Raw genomic sequence first — 15767 nt, forward strand, 5'->3', positions numbered from 1 at the left:
ACTCCTGGGCTACTTTTCGGCGATGCTGGCTTGGATGGCTCTGGCCAGTTTCCGAACGATGGGCTCAGGTGTGGCTTTTGGCACCGAGATGTAATTGACCGGAGAGGCGTCATAACCGGGCAGTGATCGCGACATAGGCGGAACACCTGGCAGCAGCGGAATCTCGGTGGTCGTGGTCACGCCCAAGGGAATGAGCCCCTTGTCCTTGATGAAGGAGGTATAGATACCTACCGTATCGATGGCCAGATCGCCATTGCCGGCCACCAGATCCTTGACTGCCTCGCCCGTGCCTTTGTAGGGCACATGTTGCAGCTTGATGCCCGCCAGGATCTGCAGGAGCTCGCCGTTGAGATGGCTTGACGCGCCAATGCCGGCGGAGACGAAATTCAACTCACCGGGCCGTTTCTTTGCCAGGGCGATGAGTTCGTCCAGTGTCTTGACGCCCAGCTTGTCGTTGACCACGAGCACACTTGGCGCAAGCGATACCTGCGAGACGGGGCGCAAGTCCGCCGGATCGTAAGGCATATTCTTCATGAGATAGGGCAATGTCATTTGCTGCCCCGGCGTCGTGTAGAGCAGGGTATAGCCATCGGGATCCGAGCGAGCCACTGCTCCCGCACCGATGACGCCACCGGCACCGGCCTTGTTCTCGACGATCACGGGCTGGCCGAGACGCTTGCTCAAGCTGTCGGCCACCACGCGCGCAGTCAGGTCCGCGCCGCCTCCAGGGGCAAAGGGCACCACCATTCTGATGGGCTTTTCAGGGTAGGCGGCCTCGACAGGGGTGATCCACGCCGTCAGGGCCAGTAACGCGGCCGGGAAAATGCGTTTCATGAGTGTCTCCTTGTGTACCAGCCCGCTGAGAGGGCGTTTTGTTGTCCCGGTCGAACAGCAAGTCTTGGAGTGGCTTCGAGCGCGAGGTCCCGCAACAGCGCGGCAACTACTTTGACGGCCTGGGTAGGGCGATCGGTCAACATCAGCGAAACAATGCGCAGGACCGAGGGCTCTACGATCTCGGCGGCTTGCAGTTCGCCTCGGCTGACTTCAGCGCTCACCACGTGCCAGGGCAGAACGGTGTAGCCCGCCCGTTTGATGGTCATCTGTTTCTGGATGAAGCCCGAGTCGGCCTCCACCAGCACTCGGATGTCGATGTTGTGGCGGCGCCCCATTTCATCGAGCATCATGCGCACCGACGATGGCTTGCGCGATAACACCAAGGGCAGGCCATGAAGGCGTGCGAAAGGCACCTGTGCCGTCGCAGTGACGCGGTCGCCGGGCGGACCGATGAGGTAGGAGGGCAGGCGCAGCAACACGTCCTCGTCATTGCCCAGAGCGTCGTGGCTGCGATAGGGCAGCCCGATGTCGATTTCCCGGCGGTGCAGCCAACTTTCGATCTGGCCTGCCGCGCTTTCGACGATCTGCAGCTGGATGCCGGGGTGCTCGCGCTGCACGCGCAGAATGAGCGGAATTACCAACTGCTCGCTCAGCGAGGGCAGGGTGCCGATACGCACGAGCCCACTTACGCGGCCTTGCGCGGCGGCCACCACATCGTTGAGGTCGTCGGCACTGGCCAGAACCTGCTCGGCCATGGGCAAGACTTGCTTGCCCAACTCGGTCATGCTGACTCCCCGGCCGTTGCGGGTAAAGAGGTAGCCACCGCACTGCTTTTCCAGCATGGACAGGTAGCGGCTGACTGCCGGCTGGCTAACCCCCAGGTCGATGGCCACCTTGGTGATGCTGCCGTGCCGCGCCACCAAGGAAAAGATACGCAGCGCGCGCAGGTCCCAGCCGGTGCTGTCTTGGCTTGCGCTCATGGTTGCGCCGAGAGGTGCTCGGCCGCGATGATGGCGCCCCAACGCCGGACTTCGCTATCGAAAAAAGCTTGAAAAGCTGCCTGGTCGCGGTAGACGGCGATGGCGCCCATCTCATTGGCCCGCTGTTGAACCGCCGGGTCGGCAACGACCTTGGCCAAGCGCTGCTGCAATGCCTGAACCTCGGCGGGCGGCGTTTTGGCCGACACAAAAATGCCCCACCAGCTCGACGCATGGACGTTGGGGATGCCAAGCTCGTCAAGGGTGGGCACGTCAGGGGCTTGTGGCAGCCGCTGCGGGCCGGCCACGGCAAGTGCGCGGATGCGACCGCTGGCCACGTGGTTCATGGCTTGTGGGGTATCGAAGTAGGCATCCACTTGACCGCCGAGCAGGTCATTGATGGCTGCCGAGGTGCCGCGATAACTCACATGGGTGACCTTAAGCCCCAGTTCGCGAGCAAACAGTGCCGCGGCCAGGTTGGGGCTGGAGCCCACTCCGGAGTTGGCAAACGACAGGCGGCCCGGGGATTGACGCGCGTAATCGATCAGTTCGGGTAACTGGTTGGGCAAACTTGCCCGCACATAGAGCACCAACGGGCTGATGGCGACCTGCGCCACAGGCACCAGATCGTTGGGGTCATAGGGCAGCGCTCGGATCATGGCCGGGTTGGTGGCGGTACCAACGCTGCCCAGCAGCAGCATCCTTCCGTCGCCTGCGCCTTTCGCTACGAAGGCGGTGCCGATGGCCCCCCCTCCGCCGGGGCGGTTGTCCACCAGGATGGGATGGGATTGCCCGGCCTGCAGCTTCTCTGCCAGTACTCGTCCGTACAGATCCGTGATGCCACCGACGGCGTAAGGCACCACGATACGTTCGGGATCGGCGGCATGCGTCAGGGACGCGGCGGCCAGGGCAGCGGCGGCCAGCCAGCACTTCATAAGCTGCATTTGTGTCTCCTCGCCTTTACGGGCGCTTCTTGGTGTAGCTGCATTCTAGGAAGGAAACTTGGCCCGCATCACAGGAATTCGCTAATAGCTGTTCTCAGCGTTGCGTTATGAATCAGCCGCCGTCTCAAACCTAGAATTTTCCCCATTGCAGGCATGGCCTCATGACCAAGGATCACAATGAAGGTTTACGACGCTTATTCGCTGTTCGGGCCGCTGCCGCGGCAGGCAGAGTTCATGGAAGCCGCCGCTGGCATCTTGGCCCGGGTCTCACCCCTGAAGCGATTGCGCGGTCTGCGCGGTAATTCTCCGGGCTGGGAAGCCGACATTTGGCGCCAACTTGCCGAAGCCGGATGGACCTCGGTCACGGTGCCCGAGGCGTTGGGCGGGCTCGGTCTGGGTATCGACGTTTTGGGCGCCATGGCTACGGCGGTGGGTGAGGCACCCCTGCCCGAACCCTACTTAGGTGCGGGCGTTTTGCCCGCGCTTGTGTTGCCTCCGTTTGCCGACCATCCACTGGCTGCAGACCTTCTGCAAAGCGTCGTCAGCGGCCAGGCCGTACTCGGGCTGGTGTGGCAGGAGGAAGCCGGGGAACTGTTGCCCAGTTCCGTGTCTACTTCCGTGGCGCGCGAGGGCGATCGTATTCATCTCATCGGCGTCAAGCGTTGGGTAGCTCCGGTGGGCGCGACGGGTTGGCTGGTGCACTCTCGACTGGGCGAGTCACCGACTTTGGTGTGGGTGCGGCCCGACGATCCGGGCGTACGTGTCGACAATGAACTGCGCGTCGACGGCAGCATGTTGTGTACGCTTCATCTTGATACGATCATCCCCGAGTCGCGCATGATTGGCCAAGGAGCGCGGGTCGATGACATATGCATTACGGCGCTGGAGACTGCCCGCCTGTTGCAGTGCAGCGAACTGTACGGCATCGCGCGGCGCGTATACACGCTGACGTTGGATTATCTGAAGACGCGCGTACAGTTTGGACGCCCCATAGGAGCCAATCAGGCTCTTCAGCATCGCATGGTAGATGCCTACGTGAGTGTGCAAGTTTGCGGTGCGCTATTGGCTGAGAGCTATCATCAGGCGCAGCAGTTTCCGCAGTCTCTCGGTCGCCAGGCCGCCCTGGCCAAAACCAGGATCGCCGACCGGGTGATCGCGTTGTGTCGAGAGGCGGTGCAACTGCACGGCGCGATTGGATATACCGACGAATATGACATCGGCCTCTATCTCAAGCGCGCGCTGCAGACGGCCAGTTGGCTTGGCAGCCCGCGCACCCTGTTGGCACGGTATTACACCTTACGGCCGCAACGCGATGCAGTGCAGGACGAGCCGCTGGCCGAGGGCAAGGATTACAACGCCATGAGCGACGAGGCCTTCCGCCAGCGGGTGCGCGGTTTTCTGCGAGAGCACTATCCTCAGGCTTTGCGTCATGTGCCTCGCCGCCTGCGATTGGCCGAGGTGCGCGAGTGGTATATGACGCTGTCGCGGCATGGGTGGCTGGCGCCTGCCTGGCCGCGGGAGTTCGACGGCATGGCGTTATCGCCGGCCAAACTGCTTATCTTTTTCGAAGAGATGGAGGGCTGGGGGGTGGTGCGTTTGCCCGATCAAGGCATCATCAACCTGGGGCCGGTGCTGATTCAACACGGTAGCGCCGAACAGAAAGCGCGTTATCTGCCCCGTATCCTTTCCGGGCAGGATATCTGGTGCCAGGGGTACTCGGAACCTAACGCCGGATCCGATCTGGCGTCTCTGCGTACAGAGGCGCGGCGTGATGGCAATCATTTTGTGGTCAATGGTCAGAAAATCTGGACGACTCTGGCTCATGATGCCAACCATATTTTTGCCCTCGTGCGCACCGACACCAGTGGCAAGCCTCAGGCCGGCATCAGTTTTCTGTTGATCGATCTGGCCACGCCGGGAGTCACCATCCGGCCCATTACCAATATCGTCGGCGAGCAGGAGTTCTGCGAAGTGTTCTTCGAGAACGTTCGTGTGCCGGCCGAGAATCTCGTGGGTGGATTGAATCAGGGCTGGGCAATCGCCAAAGACTTGTTGGGTTACGAGCGCGTCTTCGCGGGCAGCCCACAGCAATCGCGCCAGGCGTTGCATAATCTAGAGCAATTGGCGCATAGCCAGTCTCTGTTTGAGTTGCCCGAGTTCAGCCAGGCTTACTCGGCGCTGCTGGCCCAGGTTGCGGAGCTCGAGGCCCTGTATTGCTTGTTTGCCGATGTCGTGCGAAGGGGTGAGCTTTTGCCGGCGTCGGTGTCGGGACTGAAAGTCCTGGCCACCGAAACCTATGTCGGCATTGCGAGAGAGATCGTGCGTTGGGCGGATGAAACTGGTGGCACCTGGAGCGGTGTACCCATGACCGATGGTACGCCGTTGATTCCGGCCGCGCCGTTTCTTCAATCGCTGGTGACAACGATCTACGGTGGTTCCAACGAGATCCAACGCAATATCGTCGCCAAGGCAGTTCTCGGCCTCTGAGCCGATTCGGTCCGGCCGGTCGGTTCGTCAACAGGACGTTGTTGCTTGTGGACAGCCCCTGTGTGGGGGCTGCCCGTCTTTGAGGGTTCGTCATGTCGCTGTAGCAGTCGCTACCTAGACTGTGCGCTCCGATTGAATCCCAAAGAGGACACAACCTGATGAAGTTCACTATCCGCAACGCGGCGGCACTCTCCTGCCTGCCTCTCATGAGCCTGATGCACGTGGCTCAGTCCGTCTCTGCCACGTCGGTGCAGCTCTATGGGCTTATCGACGTCGGCGTCCAGCCCCTGACTCACGGCCCCAATGGCGCAAGCAAGACCGGCATGTCCTCGGGCAACCTGAATGGTTCCCGCTGGGGCATGCGCGGCAGCGAAGACCTGGGCGGCGGCACCAAGGCAGTCTTTACGCTGGAATCCGGTTTCGATCCGGCCAATGGCCAATCCCTGCAGGGATCCCGTCTGTTTGGACGTCAAGCCTATGTTGGCTTGTCCGATCGCAGTCTGGGCACGTTGACATTGGGGCGCCACAACACGCTCATGATCGATTGGATGAGCAAGTACAACCCTTTCGAGAACGCCAACTACGGTGGCAAGCGTATCGATGCGGCGTTCTCCGACCGGATGGACAACTCCATCAAGTACATCAACACGTTCGGCGGGCTGAGCGTAGGCGCTTATTACAGCTTCGGTTGGAATAACGACCAGAGCTGGACTGATACCAATACTGGCCGAATGATAGGTGCAGGTCTGCGCTATCAAACCGGCGGCCTGGATGCGGCGGTGCTCTATCACACCAAGCGGGCAGACGCGCCCAAGGCGGGAGCCGACAGTAGTAACCGCGAAGACCGCATCCTCGGTGCGCTCTCTTACGATTTTGGGCTCATCAAGCTCTATGGCGGCTATCGCTGGCTGGAGCAGAAGCTGGTGCAACGTGACTACGTCAGCCGCCTCTACTGGGCCGGCGCCCGGTATCAGGCAGCGCCCGCGACGAATCTTTCGCTGGCGATCTATCACATGCAGGGCACGACGTGCGACAACATGAACGTGGCGAGCTGCCCCACCGCCCAGGGCGCGGGTTCGGATCAGAAGCCGACGCTCTTGGTGCTGGGCGCGGAATATGACCTGTCCAAGCGCACCACGGTGTATGCGCTGAGCTCCTATGCACTCAACGACAACGGATCGTCGGTCAGCGTCATTGGGGGCAAATACGGTGTAAACGTGCAACCCGGCAGCAATCAGCTGGGCGTGGCGCTAGGCATGCGCCATCGCTTCTGATGGTGGCCGGCATCGACGTCGTGCTCGAAGGGGTGCGCCATACCTATCATGGTGTGCCCGTTCTGGCAGGGATCGACCTGGAGGTGCCGGCAGGCACCGTCCTGGCGTTGCTCGGCCCGTCCGGCTGCGGCAAGAGCACCTTGCTCAAGTCGCTGGCCGGCCTGTTGCGACCTTCCGAAGGACGCATCCTGCTGGGTGGGCGCGAAGTCGCCGGCCCAGCCGGTTTTGCGCCGCCCGAAGCGCGCGACCTGGGCATGGTGTTTCAGGACTATGCCTTGTGGCCCCACATGAGCGTGGCCCAGAACGTGGGCTTTCCCCTGCAGATGCGGCGAGTGCCGCGTGGCCAACGCGCCGCGCAAGTGGCCCAGGCCCTGGAGCTTGTGGGCCTGGCCGGCATGCAGACGCGCCGCCCGTCGCAGCTCTCCGGCGGGCAGCAGCAGCGTGTGGCATTGGCTCGGGCCATCGTGGCCCAACCCAGCCTGCTGTTGTTTGACGAGCCGCTGTCGAACCTGGATCGCGCTTTGCGCGAATCCCTGTGCGGCGAGATCGGCCGCCTGCTGCGCCGCCTGGGCACGACCGCCGTCTATGTGACGCATGACCATGATGAGGCCCACGCCTTGGCTCACCGGGTCGTCCGCATGGATGCTGGCCGCATCGCCGCTGTCGTAAATCTTTAACGGAATCTTCATAAAATGATCGCTCCGTTTTCATACAAGAAATTGCTTGGTCTTCTTATGGCATTGACCCTGGGCGTTGCCGCTGACGCCAGTTTTGCTGATGGCCGAGCGCTCACCGTCTATACCGCGGGCCCCGGAACGCTCATCAAGCAACTGGCCGACGGCTTTACCAAACAGACTGGCGTGCGCGTGGATGTTTTTCAGGCCACGACCGGCAAAGTGATGGCCCGGCTAGAAGCCGAGGCCGCCAATCCGCGCGTCGACGTGCTGATCTCGGCCTCCTGGGATACGGCGTTGGACATGGATGCGCGCGGCATGCTGCTGCCCTACGACGGCCCCAATGCGGCCCGGGTCCCTGCAGCCTATCGGGGCAAGACCTACGTGGCTCAAGGCATTTCGGCGTTGGGCATTGTCTGGAACAGCACGTCCAACACGCCCGAGCCCAAAGACTGGGCCGATCTTGCCAACCCGGCCTATAAGGATGCCGTGACCATGCCCGACCCGGCGCTGTCCGGCGCCACGCTGGACCTGCTGCTGGGGCTGCAAAGCGCACAGGGTGCGGGCGTCTGGACGTTGCTGGAGAAGCTGCGCGCCAACGGCATGGCCGTGTCCGGTCCCAATGCGCAAGCGCTGACGCCGGTTCTGCAGGGCGCGCGGGCGGCCGTGTTCGGTGGCGTTGACTACGTGGCCTACGCCAGCGTGCAGAAGGGCGAGCATATCAAGGTGATCTTCCCGACCAGCGGTACCGTGCTCGCGCCGCGTCCCATGATGGTCATGAGATCCAGCAAGTCGCCCGACCAAGCGCGAGCCTTCCTGGATTATGTGCTGTCCGAAGAGGGACAAGCCGCGGTGGCCCATGCCTGGCTGATCCCTGCGCGTGAAGACGTGGCGGCCCGTCACCCCTTGCTACGGGACCTGCATGTCCTGCAAAGCGAGAGCGGGCAGACGGCAGGGGGGCGAGAGGCGGCCCTTGCCCGCTTTGCCAAGATTTTCGGCCAGCACTGACCGAAAAAGGAGCGCGCGCCGCGGCGCGCGCTGCGCACTCATGAAAAGCCTAGCTCTGCTGGCGACCACTACCCTGGTCGCTCTATTGGTGCTCGTCGCTTTGCCGGTGAGCTTTGTCGTATTACAGGCCGTGTTCCCGCATCTTGGCGAGGGGTCGTTTGCCGCGCCATTTTCGACCTGGCGGCAGGTTTTGACCCAGCCAGGCACCTTATCCCTGCTGGGCCAGACCGTGTCGTTGGGCGTGGGGGTGGCCGCCGTCGCTGCCTTGCTCGGTATCCCGCTGGGCACCTTGCGTGGCCTGTGCCGCGTGCCGGCGGCACGCTTCTGGGACCTGATGTTCCTGTTGCCCTTTCTGCTGCCCCCGTATATCGCGGCCCTGTCCTGGACCATGGCGCTACAGCAGCGCGGGTATCTGGTTCAGTTGAGCGGCGTCGATCTCAGTGGCCTGCTGCACTAGCGCGCCGGCGTCATTCTCATCATGGGTCTGAGCATCTTCCCCGTGGTGTACTTTGCCGTCTCGCGCAGCATGGCTGCCAGTGGCGGGCGCCTGGCCCAAGTCGCGCGCGTATGCGGCGCGGGTCCTTATCGCGCCTTTTTGCGCGTGTCGTTACCGCTGGCCTTGCCGGCCATCGCCGCCAGCCTGTTGCTGTCGTTCACCTTGGCGATCGAAGAGTATGGCGTGCCGGCCGCGCTCGGCGGCCAGGCCGGGGTGTCCGTGTTGACCACGGCCATCGAGCGGCGGCTGGCGGATTGGCCCATCGACCTGTCAGGAGCCGCATTGTTGTCGTTGGTGCTGGTGGCGTTGGCGCTGACCGCTTATTGCGTGCAGCGTGCCGTGCTGCGTGGACGCGGTTTTGACACCACCAGCGGCAAGCCGGTGCCGCTTGCCCACGCCGAGTTGGGACCATGGCGTGGACCGGTTGTCGCGGTGTTCGCGGCCGTGGCGGTGCTTGCGGCGGTCGTGCCCCTGGCCAGCATGGCCGCCAGCGCGTTGCAACGTACGATCTCGGGTGGGCTCAGCCCGCATAACCTGACCTTGGCCAACTTCGCGGAAATCGTCGGTGACGCGCAGGGATACGAGTCCTTGCTGACCAGCCTGCTGTTGGCTGCCAGTGCGGCCTTGTTGACGGGCTCGCTGGGCTTCGTGGCGGCCTGGCTGGTGGCCGGCAAACACGTTCGCGGCGCAGCCTGGATCGATGCGCTGGCACTGTTGCCGGCGGCGCTACCCGGGGTGGTGGTGGGAGTGGGTTTGATTCTGGCCTGGAATCAGCCCTTCTGGCCGCTCACGCCCTATGGCACCTGGGCCATTCTGTTGCTGTCGTATTCCTGCCTGCTCTTGCCCTATCCCATGCGCTATGCCGGCGCGGCGCTCACTCAGCTTGGCCCCAGCCTGGAGGCCGCCGCGCGTGTGCACGGCGCCAGCGTGTTGCGCGCGCTCTGGCGCATCACGCTGCCACTGACCGCGCCGAGCGTCATCGCGGCGATGATGATGGTGTTCGCGGTGGCTTCGCGTGAACTGGTCACCTCGTTGCTGCTGGCGCCAGCGGGGATGTCGACCGTCTCGGTCTATGTCTGGCGGCAGTTCGAGCAAGGGTCGGTGGGGGCCGGCATGGCCATGGCCTGCGTGGCCGTCCTCATCAGCCTGACACTGATGCTGGCCGGCCTGCGCCTGCAGGCCCGGGGCGACACTCGCTGAGTGGGGGCGCCAGCCCTGGTCTGGCTCCTGCCAAAAGACCTGGACTGGCCCTATCGTGTGCACGGCTCGCCGCGCACAATACGGGCAGTGCTTTTGAGGATCGCCACCATGTATATCCCTGCCCATTTCAACCATGAGGATCGCGCCGCACTCAACGCCCTGATGCGGGAGTTTCCGCTCGGCGTGTTGATCACCGGAGGCCGCTCGGGGCTCGACGCCAACCACATCCCTTTCGAACTGGATGAGACGGCCGGCGCTTCGGGGGTGCTGACCGCCCATGTGGCGCGCGCCAATCCGGTGTGGCAGGACGTGGCCGACGGCGACGAGGTGCTGGTAGTGTTCCGGGCCGAGCAGGGCTATATCTCGCCGAGCTGGTACCCCAGCAAACATGAAGCGCATCAACAGGTCCCCACGTGGAACTACCGCGTGGTGCATGCGCGCGGGCGCATTACGATCATGGATGACGAGCGCTTCGTGCGCGGCGTCATCGCACGATTGACGCGCAGGCACGAGGCCGGCGAGCCCCGCCCCTGGAAAATGACCGACAGCGCCCCGGACTTCGCCGAAGGCATGCTGCGCGCCATGGTGGGTATTCAGATCGAGATCACCGCGCTCGAAGGCAAGTTCAAACTGAGCCAGAACAAAGAGGTACGCGATATCGAGGGCGCGGCGCAGGCCCTGATCGAGCGCGGCTCCCCTGGACTGGGCCAGCGGATGCAGGCCTGTGCCGATAGCAAGGCGCGCGCTGACTAGCGGCGCACCGCGCCGCGCAGCTATCTGGCGGCGCTTGCATGGCCGCGCGGTGTCGTCGCGCGAAGGTCCGCCGCGCCGTCTCCGGCGTCCTGGTCCTGCCGCTGCAGCACTTCCAGTGCGGTGCGCTCGGCATTGACGATGTGGTCGTGTGCCGCCGCCTGTGCCCCTGCGGGGTCGCGCGCCTGGATGCAGGCGAAGATGCGGTCGATTTCCGTCAGGCTCTGAGGCAGGCGTTGGGGGCTGCCAAACGAGCTGGCGCGCAGCAGATTGATGCGTGACAGCAGCCCCGGCAACATATCGCTGACCAGATCGTTGTCACAGCCGGCCAGCAAAACGTCATAGAACTCGCGTTTGGCAGCCAGCAGGCCGACCCGATCGCCCTTGTCCGCTTGCTCGCGCAACGCGGCTACCGACAGGCGTAAACGCTCCAGATCGTCGTCGCTGGCCAGGCGTGCGAACTCATGCGCGGCATAGCCCTCCAGCAGGGCGCGCAAGGCATACAGGTCGCGCGCGGCCTTGGCGGTAATGCGCACCACGGTCGGGCCGCGGTGTGGCTCGATGGTGATCAGCCGCTCGGCTTCCAAGGTGCGCAAGGCCTCGCGCAAGGTAGGGCGGCTGATGTTTAGTTGCTCGCACAGTTCATGCTCACGCAGCTTGTCGCCGCCTTTGAGCCGCCCCTGCATGATGGCCGTGCGCAGATATTCCTCGACGCGCGAGCGCAACGTGCTTGGCTTTTCGAAAACGGTATCGGACGAGCGGGCCATGGATTCCTCGGCATACATGTCATGGCGGGCCGGGGCTGCGGCCGCGCGCGGATAAGGCCGAACTATATCTTGTCGCACCCGGGTCAACCGCAACCGGGAGGGAGACCGGGGCCCGCCGCTCATCGGCGGCGTGGGCGCGGCGCGCACCTCCACGGTGGCTGCGCCCGTTACGAATTATGGAATTTCTGGGTATTGACTGTCAATAAGGTTGTCTGACAATATGACGTATGTTCCAAAACCCCGAGGCCGAAGACGCCGTTCGCCGGCCGGCCGCCACCCCCCCGAGGAGACATTTCCATGGCAGACAAGCAAAACCCCGTACAGGAACTTTTTGATCAAGGCCTGGAGCTGCGCCGCGAGGTGCTGGGCACGGAGTACGTTGACGGTTCGCTGGCGCGCGCCAATGATTTCATGATGGCATTCCAGCGCATCACCACCGAATGGTGCTGGGGCTATGCCTGGGGCCGTCCCGGCCTGGAGAAGAAGACGCGCAGCATGCTGAACCTGGCCATGCTGACGGCACTGAACCGCCCCGCCGAGATCAAACTGCACGTCAAGGGCGCGCTCAACAACGGCGTCAGCGCCGAAGAGATCAAAGAAATCCTCCTGCACGCCACGGTGTATTGCGGTATTCCGGCAGGATTGGACGCCTTCAAGGTGGCCAATCAAGTGCTCGAAGAAGAGGGCGCTTTCAAGGCGCAACAAGCATGAGCGCGCCCCGCGTAGGTTTCATCGGGGTGGGCAGCATGGGCTGGCCCATGGCGCATCAATTGCACCAGGCCGGCTTTCCGCTGACGGTGTTCGACGCCGCGCCCGGGCAGGCGGGGCGCTTCGCGGCTGAAGTCGGTGGGCAGGCGGCGGCCGACTGCCAGACATTGGCTCGCCAGAGCGACATCATCGTCACCATGCTGCCGACCAGCGCCATCGTCGAGCAGGTCTTGAGCGGCGCCGATGGGGTGCTGGCCGGCCTGCAGCCAGGCACGATCATCGTGGAGATGAGCTCCGGCGTGCCGGCGCATACGCAGAGGCTGGCCGCCCTGGTGGGCGCCGCCGGCGGGGAGCTGGTCGATGCGCCTGTCTCCGGGGGCGTGCCGCGCGCCCGCACGGGTGAGTTGGCCATCATGTTCGGTGGCGAGGCCGCTACCCTCGAGCGCGTGCGCACGCTGTTGCAGACGATGGGTAGCTCCGTCGTGCACACGGGTACGGTCGGCAGTGCCCACGCGATGAAGGCGCTGAACAATCTCGTCTCGGCGGGCGGGTTTCTGATCGGTGTCGAAGCCATGCTGATCGGACAGCAGTTCGGCCTGGATCCGGACGTCATCGTGGATGTACTCAATGCGTCTACGGGCATGAACAACTCGACGCAGAAGAAGTTCAAGCAATTCGTCCTTTCGCGCGCCTTTAATTCCGGCTTTGGTCTGGATCTCATGGTCAAAGACCTCGGCATTGCCCTGGGCATGGCCGATGACACCGGCACGCCCACGCCTTTTGCGGCCTTGTGCCGCCAGATGTGGGCCTCGGCGGGCAAGTCGCTGGGCCAGGGGCAGGATCACACCGCGGTGGCGCGGTTGTCCGAGAGCCTGGCCGGCATCGAGCTCAAGCCAAAAGCCTGACGGCAGGCGGGGCGCAACCCCCGCCCCGTGGTGTTTCCCTAAAACGATATCCGTCCTCAGGATGGAGGGCGTCTTGCGCCCTGGAGACAATGATGAAAGCAATCTGGTTGGCAGCGGCCTGCATGGCCTTCGCATCGACGGGCGCCAGCGCCCAGGACTATCCCACGCGCGCGATCTCCATGGTCGTGCCCTATGCTCCTGGCGGCTCTACGGATGGCCTGGCGCGTATCGTGGCCAATGCCATGGGCAAAAACCTGGGACAAACCGTCGTGGTGGAAAACCTCGGCGGTGGCGGCACGATGATCGGCAATCAGAAGGTCACGCGTGCGGCACCCGACGGCTACACCATCACCTTCGGGAATATGGGCTCGCTGGCGATTGCGCCGTCGCTCTATCCGAAGTCGAATTTCGACCCGCGCCGGGACATGGTGGGCGTAGGCCTGGTGGCCACCGTGCCCATGGTGCTGTCGGTGAGCAAGGCCAGCGGTGTCAAGACGCTGCCTGAGTTCGTGGCCCGCCTGCACGAAAAGCCCAATACGGTAAATGTGGGCAACGCGGGCTCGGGTTCGACCAGCCACATCGCCGCCGCCAACTTCCTGCATGTCACGAAAAGCGAAGGCGTGCAGATTCCTTATCGCGGCGCAGGGTCCGCGATTTCGGACCTGATGGCAGGCACGGTGGATGCGGTGATCGATCAGACGGTGACGATGATTCCCTTGCACGAAGGTGGACGGGTTCGCGCATTGGCCGTGGCCAGTCCTGCCCGTCTGCCGCAGATGCCCGATGTGCCGACGTTTGCCGAAGCGGGTGTGCCGGCGTTCGATATGAGCGTCTGGAACGGCATTGCCGCGCCCGCCGGAACGCCGCCGGAGGTGGTCAAGCGGCTGGAGTCGGCATTGGCCGCCGCATTGAAGGACCCTGCGGTGCGCGAGTCGCTGCAGAAACTCGCCGCGGCCGCACCCACCAAAGAGCAGGAGGGGGCAGCCGCCTTTCAGGCGCTGATTGCGCGCGACGTGCCGCGCTACGAGGAGTTTATCCGCGTGGCCAACGTCACGGTCAACTAAGCGCGTCAGAGCGGCACGCGAGCCAGGCCTTCGATGTAGAGATACGGCTTGGCTTGTCCCTGGACCGTGGTGCGCACGCCGTAGGCGCGCTCGAGCACCTCGGGCCGGATGACCTCCTCGCACCTGCCTTCGGCAATCACCTCGCCGGCGCACAGCATCAAGGCGTGATCGGCGTGCCGCAATGCGATGTTCAGATCGTGCAGCACGACCAGAGTGATGAGCCCATGGGCGCGGGTCTCGCGCTTGAGCAGGTCCATCACATGAAACTGGAAATTCAGGTCCAGCGCGGAGAGTGGCTCATCGAGCAACAGCACGCGGGGCCGGCGCAGCAGCGCCTGGGCCAGGGCCACCAATTGCAACTGGCCGCCCGACAGCGCGTCCAGCGACCGGTCTGCCAGCGAGGCGATGCCCAGGCGGTCCAGCAGCGCTGCCACGCGCTGCGGTGCGTCGGCTGGCCGTCGTTGCCCGCAGGCGATGAGCACCGCTTCGAAGACCGATAGCCGCACCGCCCGAGGCAGGGCCTGAGGCATGTAGGCCAGGCATTGTCGGCGCCGGGCCGGCGGCATCGCTGCCAGGCTCTGCCCGTCCAGGGTCAGCCGACCCTGAGCGGCAAGCAAGCCGGCAAGGGCGCGCAACAGCGTGGATTTGCCGCTGCCATTGGGGCCAAGCAGGGCGTTCAGGCTACCCGGTTTCAGTTCCGCGGCGCTGATGTCACGCAGCACCGTTGTCGCACCATAGCGCGCGCTCAAGCCCTGGATGCACAGCATGTGCGCCTCAGTGGCCCAGCACCAGCGTGCCGCGCATTTTCTCGGCGTGAGCCGGGAACGAGCAGTAATAGGTATAGGACTGGCCTGCGGCCAGGCGCTTGACCGGGAAGGTCACCGTGGCGGTTTCCTGGCCGCCCAGCATGGGCGTCTTGGCCACGACACGAGCATCCCCGGGGGCCAGCCAATCGGTCGAGGCTCCGGCACGCATGCCGTCGAGCATGACGCTGTCGGTATCTTCGCTGCGCGTGAGCACCCAGTTGTGCCCGGCTTTCTCCTTGCTATTGTGGCCCACGTGAACCAGGCGCACCGAGAAAAACTCGCACTGCGCGGGCACGACGATGTGGTCGGGCGAGAACTTCTTGCCCGGGCGGCCTTCGACGTCGATGCTGCACGCATCACCGGCATGCGCGGCGCCGCTTACGCAAATGGCCGTTAGGCCGAGAATCAGTGCTTTCATGTGTGCTCCAGAGGACTCGCCGTCAACCACGCCGCATGGCGCGCACGACGATGGTGAGAAAAAAGGGGATGCCGACCAGCGCGGTCACGATGCCGACCGGCACCAGCACGCCGGGTAGAAGCGTTTTGGAGGCCACCGAGGCCAGGGACATGATTAGCGCGCCGGCCATCGCGCTGGCCGGCAGATAGAAGCGATGGTCCTCCCCGGCCAGAACACGCGCGATGTGCGGCGCCACCAGCCCGACAAAGCCCACTGTGCCCACAAAGGAGACGGCCAGCGCCGCCGCGAAGGCGCACACCGAGACGGTCAGCGCCGCAGGCAGAACGGGCAACTGCCAGTCCAGCGTGATGGCCAGGGCGGCGCCGAATGCGGCGGCCGCCGACACGCCCAGGCACAGGCCGACTAGCTGTGAAGATTCAATAGGTTGTATGCATGGTTCATCCGAACCGGATTTG

The 15767-nt window shown here is 64.0% G+C and carries 16 protein-coding genes and 1 pseudogene; 10 read left to right on the forward strand and 7 right to left on the reverse strand.

Annotated elements, in window-relative coordinates:
• Positions 1-9: 9 nt before the first annotated feature.
• From LK440_RS02645 to LK440_RS02655, 3 genes are read right to left on the reverse strand one after another with little or no spacing between them, the layout of a single operon-like run.
• Positions 10-834 (reverse strand): Bug family tripartite tricarboxylate transporter substrate binding protein, encoded by an 825-nt coding sequence (locus LK440_RS02645; RefSeq protein WP_005015612.1) that lies wholly within the window; start codon positions 832-834, stop codon positions 10-12.
• The gene (locus LK440_RS02650; protein WP_005015610.1) at positions 831-1814 is read right to left on the reverse strand and encodes a LysR family transcriptional regulator; all 984 of its coding nucleotides are present in this window, start codon (positions 1812-1814) and stop codon (positions 831-833) included. The genes LK440_RS02645 and LK440_RS02650 overlap by 4 nt, the downstream gene beginning before the upstream one ends.
• Positions 1811-2755, reverse strand: coding sequence for a Bug family tripartite tricarboxylate transporter substrate binding protein (locus LK440_RS02655; RefSeq protein WP_005015600.1), 945 nt, complete (start codon positions 2753-2755; stop codon positions 1811-1813). Before LK440_RS02655 ends, LK440_RS02650 begins: the two co-directional genes overlap by 4 nt.
• A gap of 177 nt (positions 2756-2932) precedes the next feature.
• Here LK440_RS02655 and LK440_RS02660 point away from each other — a divergent pair, with 177 nt between their 5' ends.
• The 7 genes from LK440_RS02660 (at position 2933) to LK440_RS02690 (ending at position 10647) form a co-directional block, all read left to right on the forward strand.
• Positions 2933-5242, forward strand: coding sequence for an acyl-CoA dehydrogenase (locus tag LK440_RS02660; protein ID WP_005015598.1), 2310 nt, complete (start codon positions 2933-2935; stop codon positions 5240-5242).
• A 158-nt stretch (positions 5243-5400) separates the two neighbouring features.
• The gene (locus LK440_RS02665) at positions 5401-6516 is read left to right on the forward strand and encodes a porin (RefSeq protein WP_005015596.1); all 1116 of its coding nucleotides are present in this window, start codon (positions 5401-5403) and stop codon (positions 6514-6516) included.
• A complete protein-coding gene (locus LK440_RS02670) occupies positions 6516-7193 on the forward strand; it encodes an ABC transporter ATP-binding protein (RefSeq protein WP_005015595.1) in 678 nt (225 codons plus the stop codon). Before LK440_RS02665 ends, LK440_RS02670 begins: the two co-directional genes overlap by 1 nt.
• A 57-nt stretch (positions 7194-7250) precedes the next feature.
• Positions 7251-8198, forward strand: a complete 948-nt coding sequence (locus LK440_RS02675; RefSeq protein WP_005019950.1) for an ABC transporter substrate-binding protein — start codon at positions 7251-7253, stop codon at positions 8196-8198.
• 40 nt (positions 8199-8238) lie between these two features.
• Entirely contained in the window at positions 8239-8655 is a 417-nt protein-coding gene (locus LK440_RS02680) for a hypothetical protein (protein WP_227944770.1), read from the forward strand.
• A gap of 21 nt (positions 8656-8676) precedes the next feature.
• Positions 8677-9894, forward strand: coding sequence for an ABC transporter permease (locus LK440_RS02685; protein WP_227944771.1), 1218 nt, complete (start codon positions 8677-8679; stop codon positions 9892-9894).
• A 108-nt stretch (positions 9895-10002) separates the two neighbouring features.
• A complete protein-coding gene (locus LK440_RS02690; protein WP_005015591.1) occupies positions 10003-10647 on the forward strand; it encodes an FMN-binding negative transcriptional regulator in 645 nt (214 codons plus the stop codon).
• A 20-nt stretch (positions 10648-10667) separates the two neighbouring features.
• On the opposite strand, the gene LK440_RS02695 is transcribed toward LK440_RS02690, so the two are convergent.
• The gene (locus LK440_RS02695) at positions 10668-11429 is read right to left on the reverse strand and encodes a GntR family transcriptional regulator (RefSeq protein WP_005015588.1); all 762 of its coding nucleotides are present in this window, start codon (positions 11427-11429) and stop codon (positions 10668-10670) included.
• Between the two features lie 279 nt (positions 11430-11708).
• On the opposite strand from LK440_RS02695, the gene LK440_RS02700 reads away from it, so the two are divergent.
• The 3 genes from LK440_RS02700 to LK440_RS02710 all read left to right on the forward strand — a co-directional run bounded on the left by LK440_RS02700 (position 11709) and on the right by LK440_RS02710 (position 14088).
• Entirely contained in the window at positions 11709-12122 is a 414-nt protein-coding gene (locus LK440_RS02700; RefSeq protein ID WP_005015584.1) for a carboxymuconolactone decarboxylase family protein, read from the forward strand.
• Positions 12119-13024: an NAD(P)-dependent oxidoreductase gene (locus LK440_RS02705; protein ID WP_005015582.1), complete on the forward strand. Its 906-nt coding sequence runs from the start codon at positions 12119-12121 to the stop codon at positions 13022-13024. The genes LK440_RS02700 and LK440_RS02705 overlap by 4 nt, the downstream gene beginning before the upstream one ends.
• Positions 13025-13116: 92 nt before the next feature.
• Positions 13117-14088: a Bug family tripartite tricarboxylate transporter substrate binding protein gene (locus LK440_RS02710; protein WP_005015580.1), complete on the forward strand. Its 972-nt coding sequence runs from the start codon at positions 13117-13119 to the stop codon at positions 14086-14088.
• A 5-nt stretch (positions 14089-14093) separates the two neighbouring features.
• Here LK440_RS02710 and LK440_RS02715 read toward each other — a convergent pair whose 3' ends face one another.
• The 3 genes and pseudogenes from LK440_RS02715 to LK440_RS02725 all read right to left on the reverse strand — a co-directional run.
• On the reverse strand, positions 14094-14855 hold the full coding sequence (locus LK440_RS02715; RefSeq protein ID WP_005015573.1) for an ABC transporter ATP-binding protein: 762 nt from the start codon (positions 14853-14855) through the stop codon (positions 14094-14096).
• Positions 14856-14862: 7 nt separating this feature from the next.
• A complete protein-coding gene (gene azu / locus LK440_RS02720) occupies positions 14863-15312 on the reverse strand; it encodes an azurin (protein ID WP_005015571.1) in 450 nt (149 codons plus the stop codon).
• A 22-nt stretch (positions 15313-15334) separates the two neighbouring features.
• Positions 15335-15721, reverse strand: a pseudogene (locus LK440_RS02725) (iron chelate uptake ABC transporter family permease subunit); the annotation flags it as partial.
• Between the last annotated feature and the right edge of the window lie 46 nt (positions 15722-15767).

The sequence above is a fragment of the Bordetella holmesii genome (assembly GCF_020735985.1).
GTDB classification, from domain to species: domain Bacteria; phylum Pseudomonadota; class Gammaproteobacteria; order Burkholderiales; family Burkholderiaceae_B; genus Bordetella; species Bordetella holmesii.

Excerpts from the sequence above, each read along its gene's own strand:
- LK440_RS02700 (WP_005015584.1), top strand. The coding sequence starts at position 11,709 with ATGGCAGACAAGCAAAACCCCGTACAGGAACTTTTTGATCAAGGCCTG.
- LK440_RS02685 (WP_227944771.1), top strand. The coding sequence starts at position 8,677 with ATGGGTCTGAGCATCTTCCCCGTGGTGTACTTTGCCGTCTCGCGCAGC.
- LK440_RS02680 (WP_227944770.1), top strand. The coding sequence starts at position 8,239 with ATGAAAAGCCTAGCTCTGCTGGCGACCACTACCCTGGTCGCTCTATTG.
- LK440_RS02695 (WP_005015588.1), bottom strand. The coding sequence starts at position 11,429 with ATGTATGCCGAGGAATCCATGGCCCGCTCGTCCGATACCGTTTTCGAA.
- LK440_RS02710 (WP_005015580.1), top strand. The coding sequence starts at position 13,117 with ATGAAAGCAATCTGGTTGGCAGCGGCCTGCATGGCCTTCGCATCGACG.
- LK440_RS02660 (WP_005015598.1), top strand. The coding sequence starts at position 2,933 with ATGAAGGTTTACGACGCTTATTCGCTGTTCGGGCCGCTGCCGCGGCAG.
- LK440_RS02705 (WP_005015582.1), top strand. The coding sequence starts at position 12,119 with ATGAGCGCGCCCCGCGTAGGTTTCATCGGGGTGGGCAGCATGGGCTGG.
- LK440_RS02665 (WP_005015596.1), top strand. The coding sequence starts at position 5,401 with ATGAAGTTCACTATCCGCAACGCGGCGGCACTCTCCTGCCTGCCTCTC.
- LK440_RS02675 (WP_005019950.1), top strand. The coding sequence starts at position 7,251 with ATGGCATTGACCCTGGGCGTTGCCGCTGACGCCAGTTTTGCTGATGGC.
- LK440_RS02655 (WP_005015600.1), bottom strand. The coding sequence starts at position 2,755 with ATGCAGCTTATGAAGTGCTGGCTGGCCGCCGCTGCCCTGGCCGCCGCG.
- LK440_RS02670 (WP_005015595.1), top strand. The coding sequence starts at position 6,516 with ATGGTGGCCGGCATCGACGTCGTGCTCGAAGGGGTGCGCCATACCTAT.
- LK440_RS02690 (WP_005015591.1), top strand. The coding sequence starts at position 10,003 with ATGTATATCCCTGCCCATTTCAACCATGAGGATCGCGCCGCACTCAAC.
- LK440_RS02645 (WP_005015612.1), bottom strand. The coding sequence starts at position 834 with ATGAAACGCATTTTCCCGGCCGCGTTACTGGCCCTGACGGCGTGGATC.
- azu (WP_005015571.1), bottom strand. The coding sequence starts at position 15,312 with ATGAAAGCACTGATTCTCGGCCTAACGGCCATTTGCGTAAGCGGCGCC.
- LK440_RS02650 (WP_005015610.1), bottom strand. The coding sequence starts at position 1,814 with ATGAGCGCAAGCCAAGACAGCACCGGCTGGGACCTGCGCGCGCTGCGT.
- LK440_RS02715 (WP_005015573.1), bottom strand. The coding sequence starts at position 14,855 with ATGCTGTGCATCCAGGGCTTGAGCGCGCGCTATGGTGCGACAACGGTG.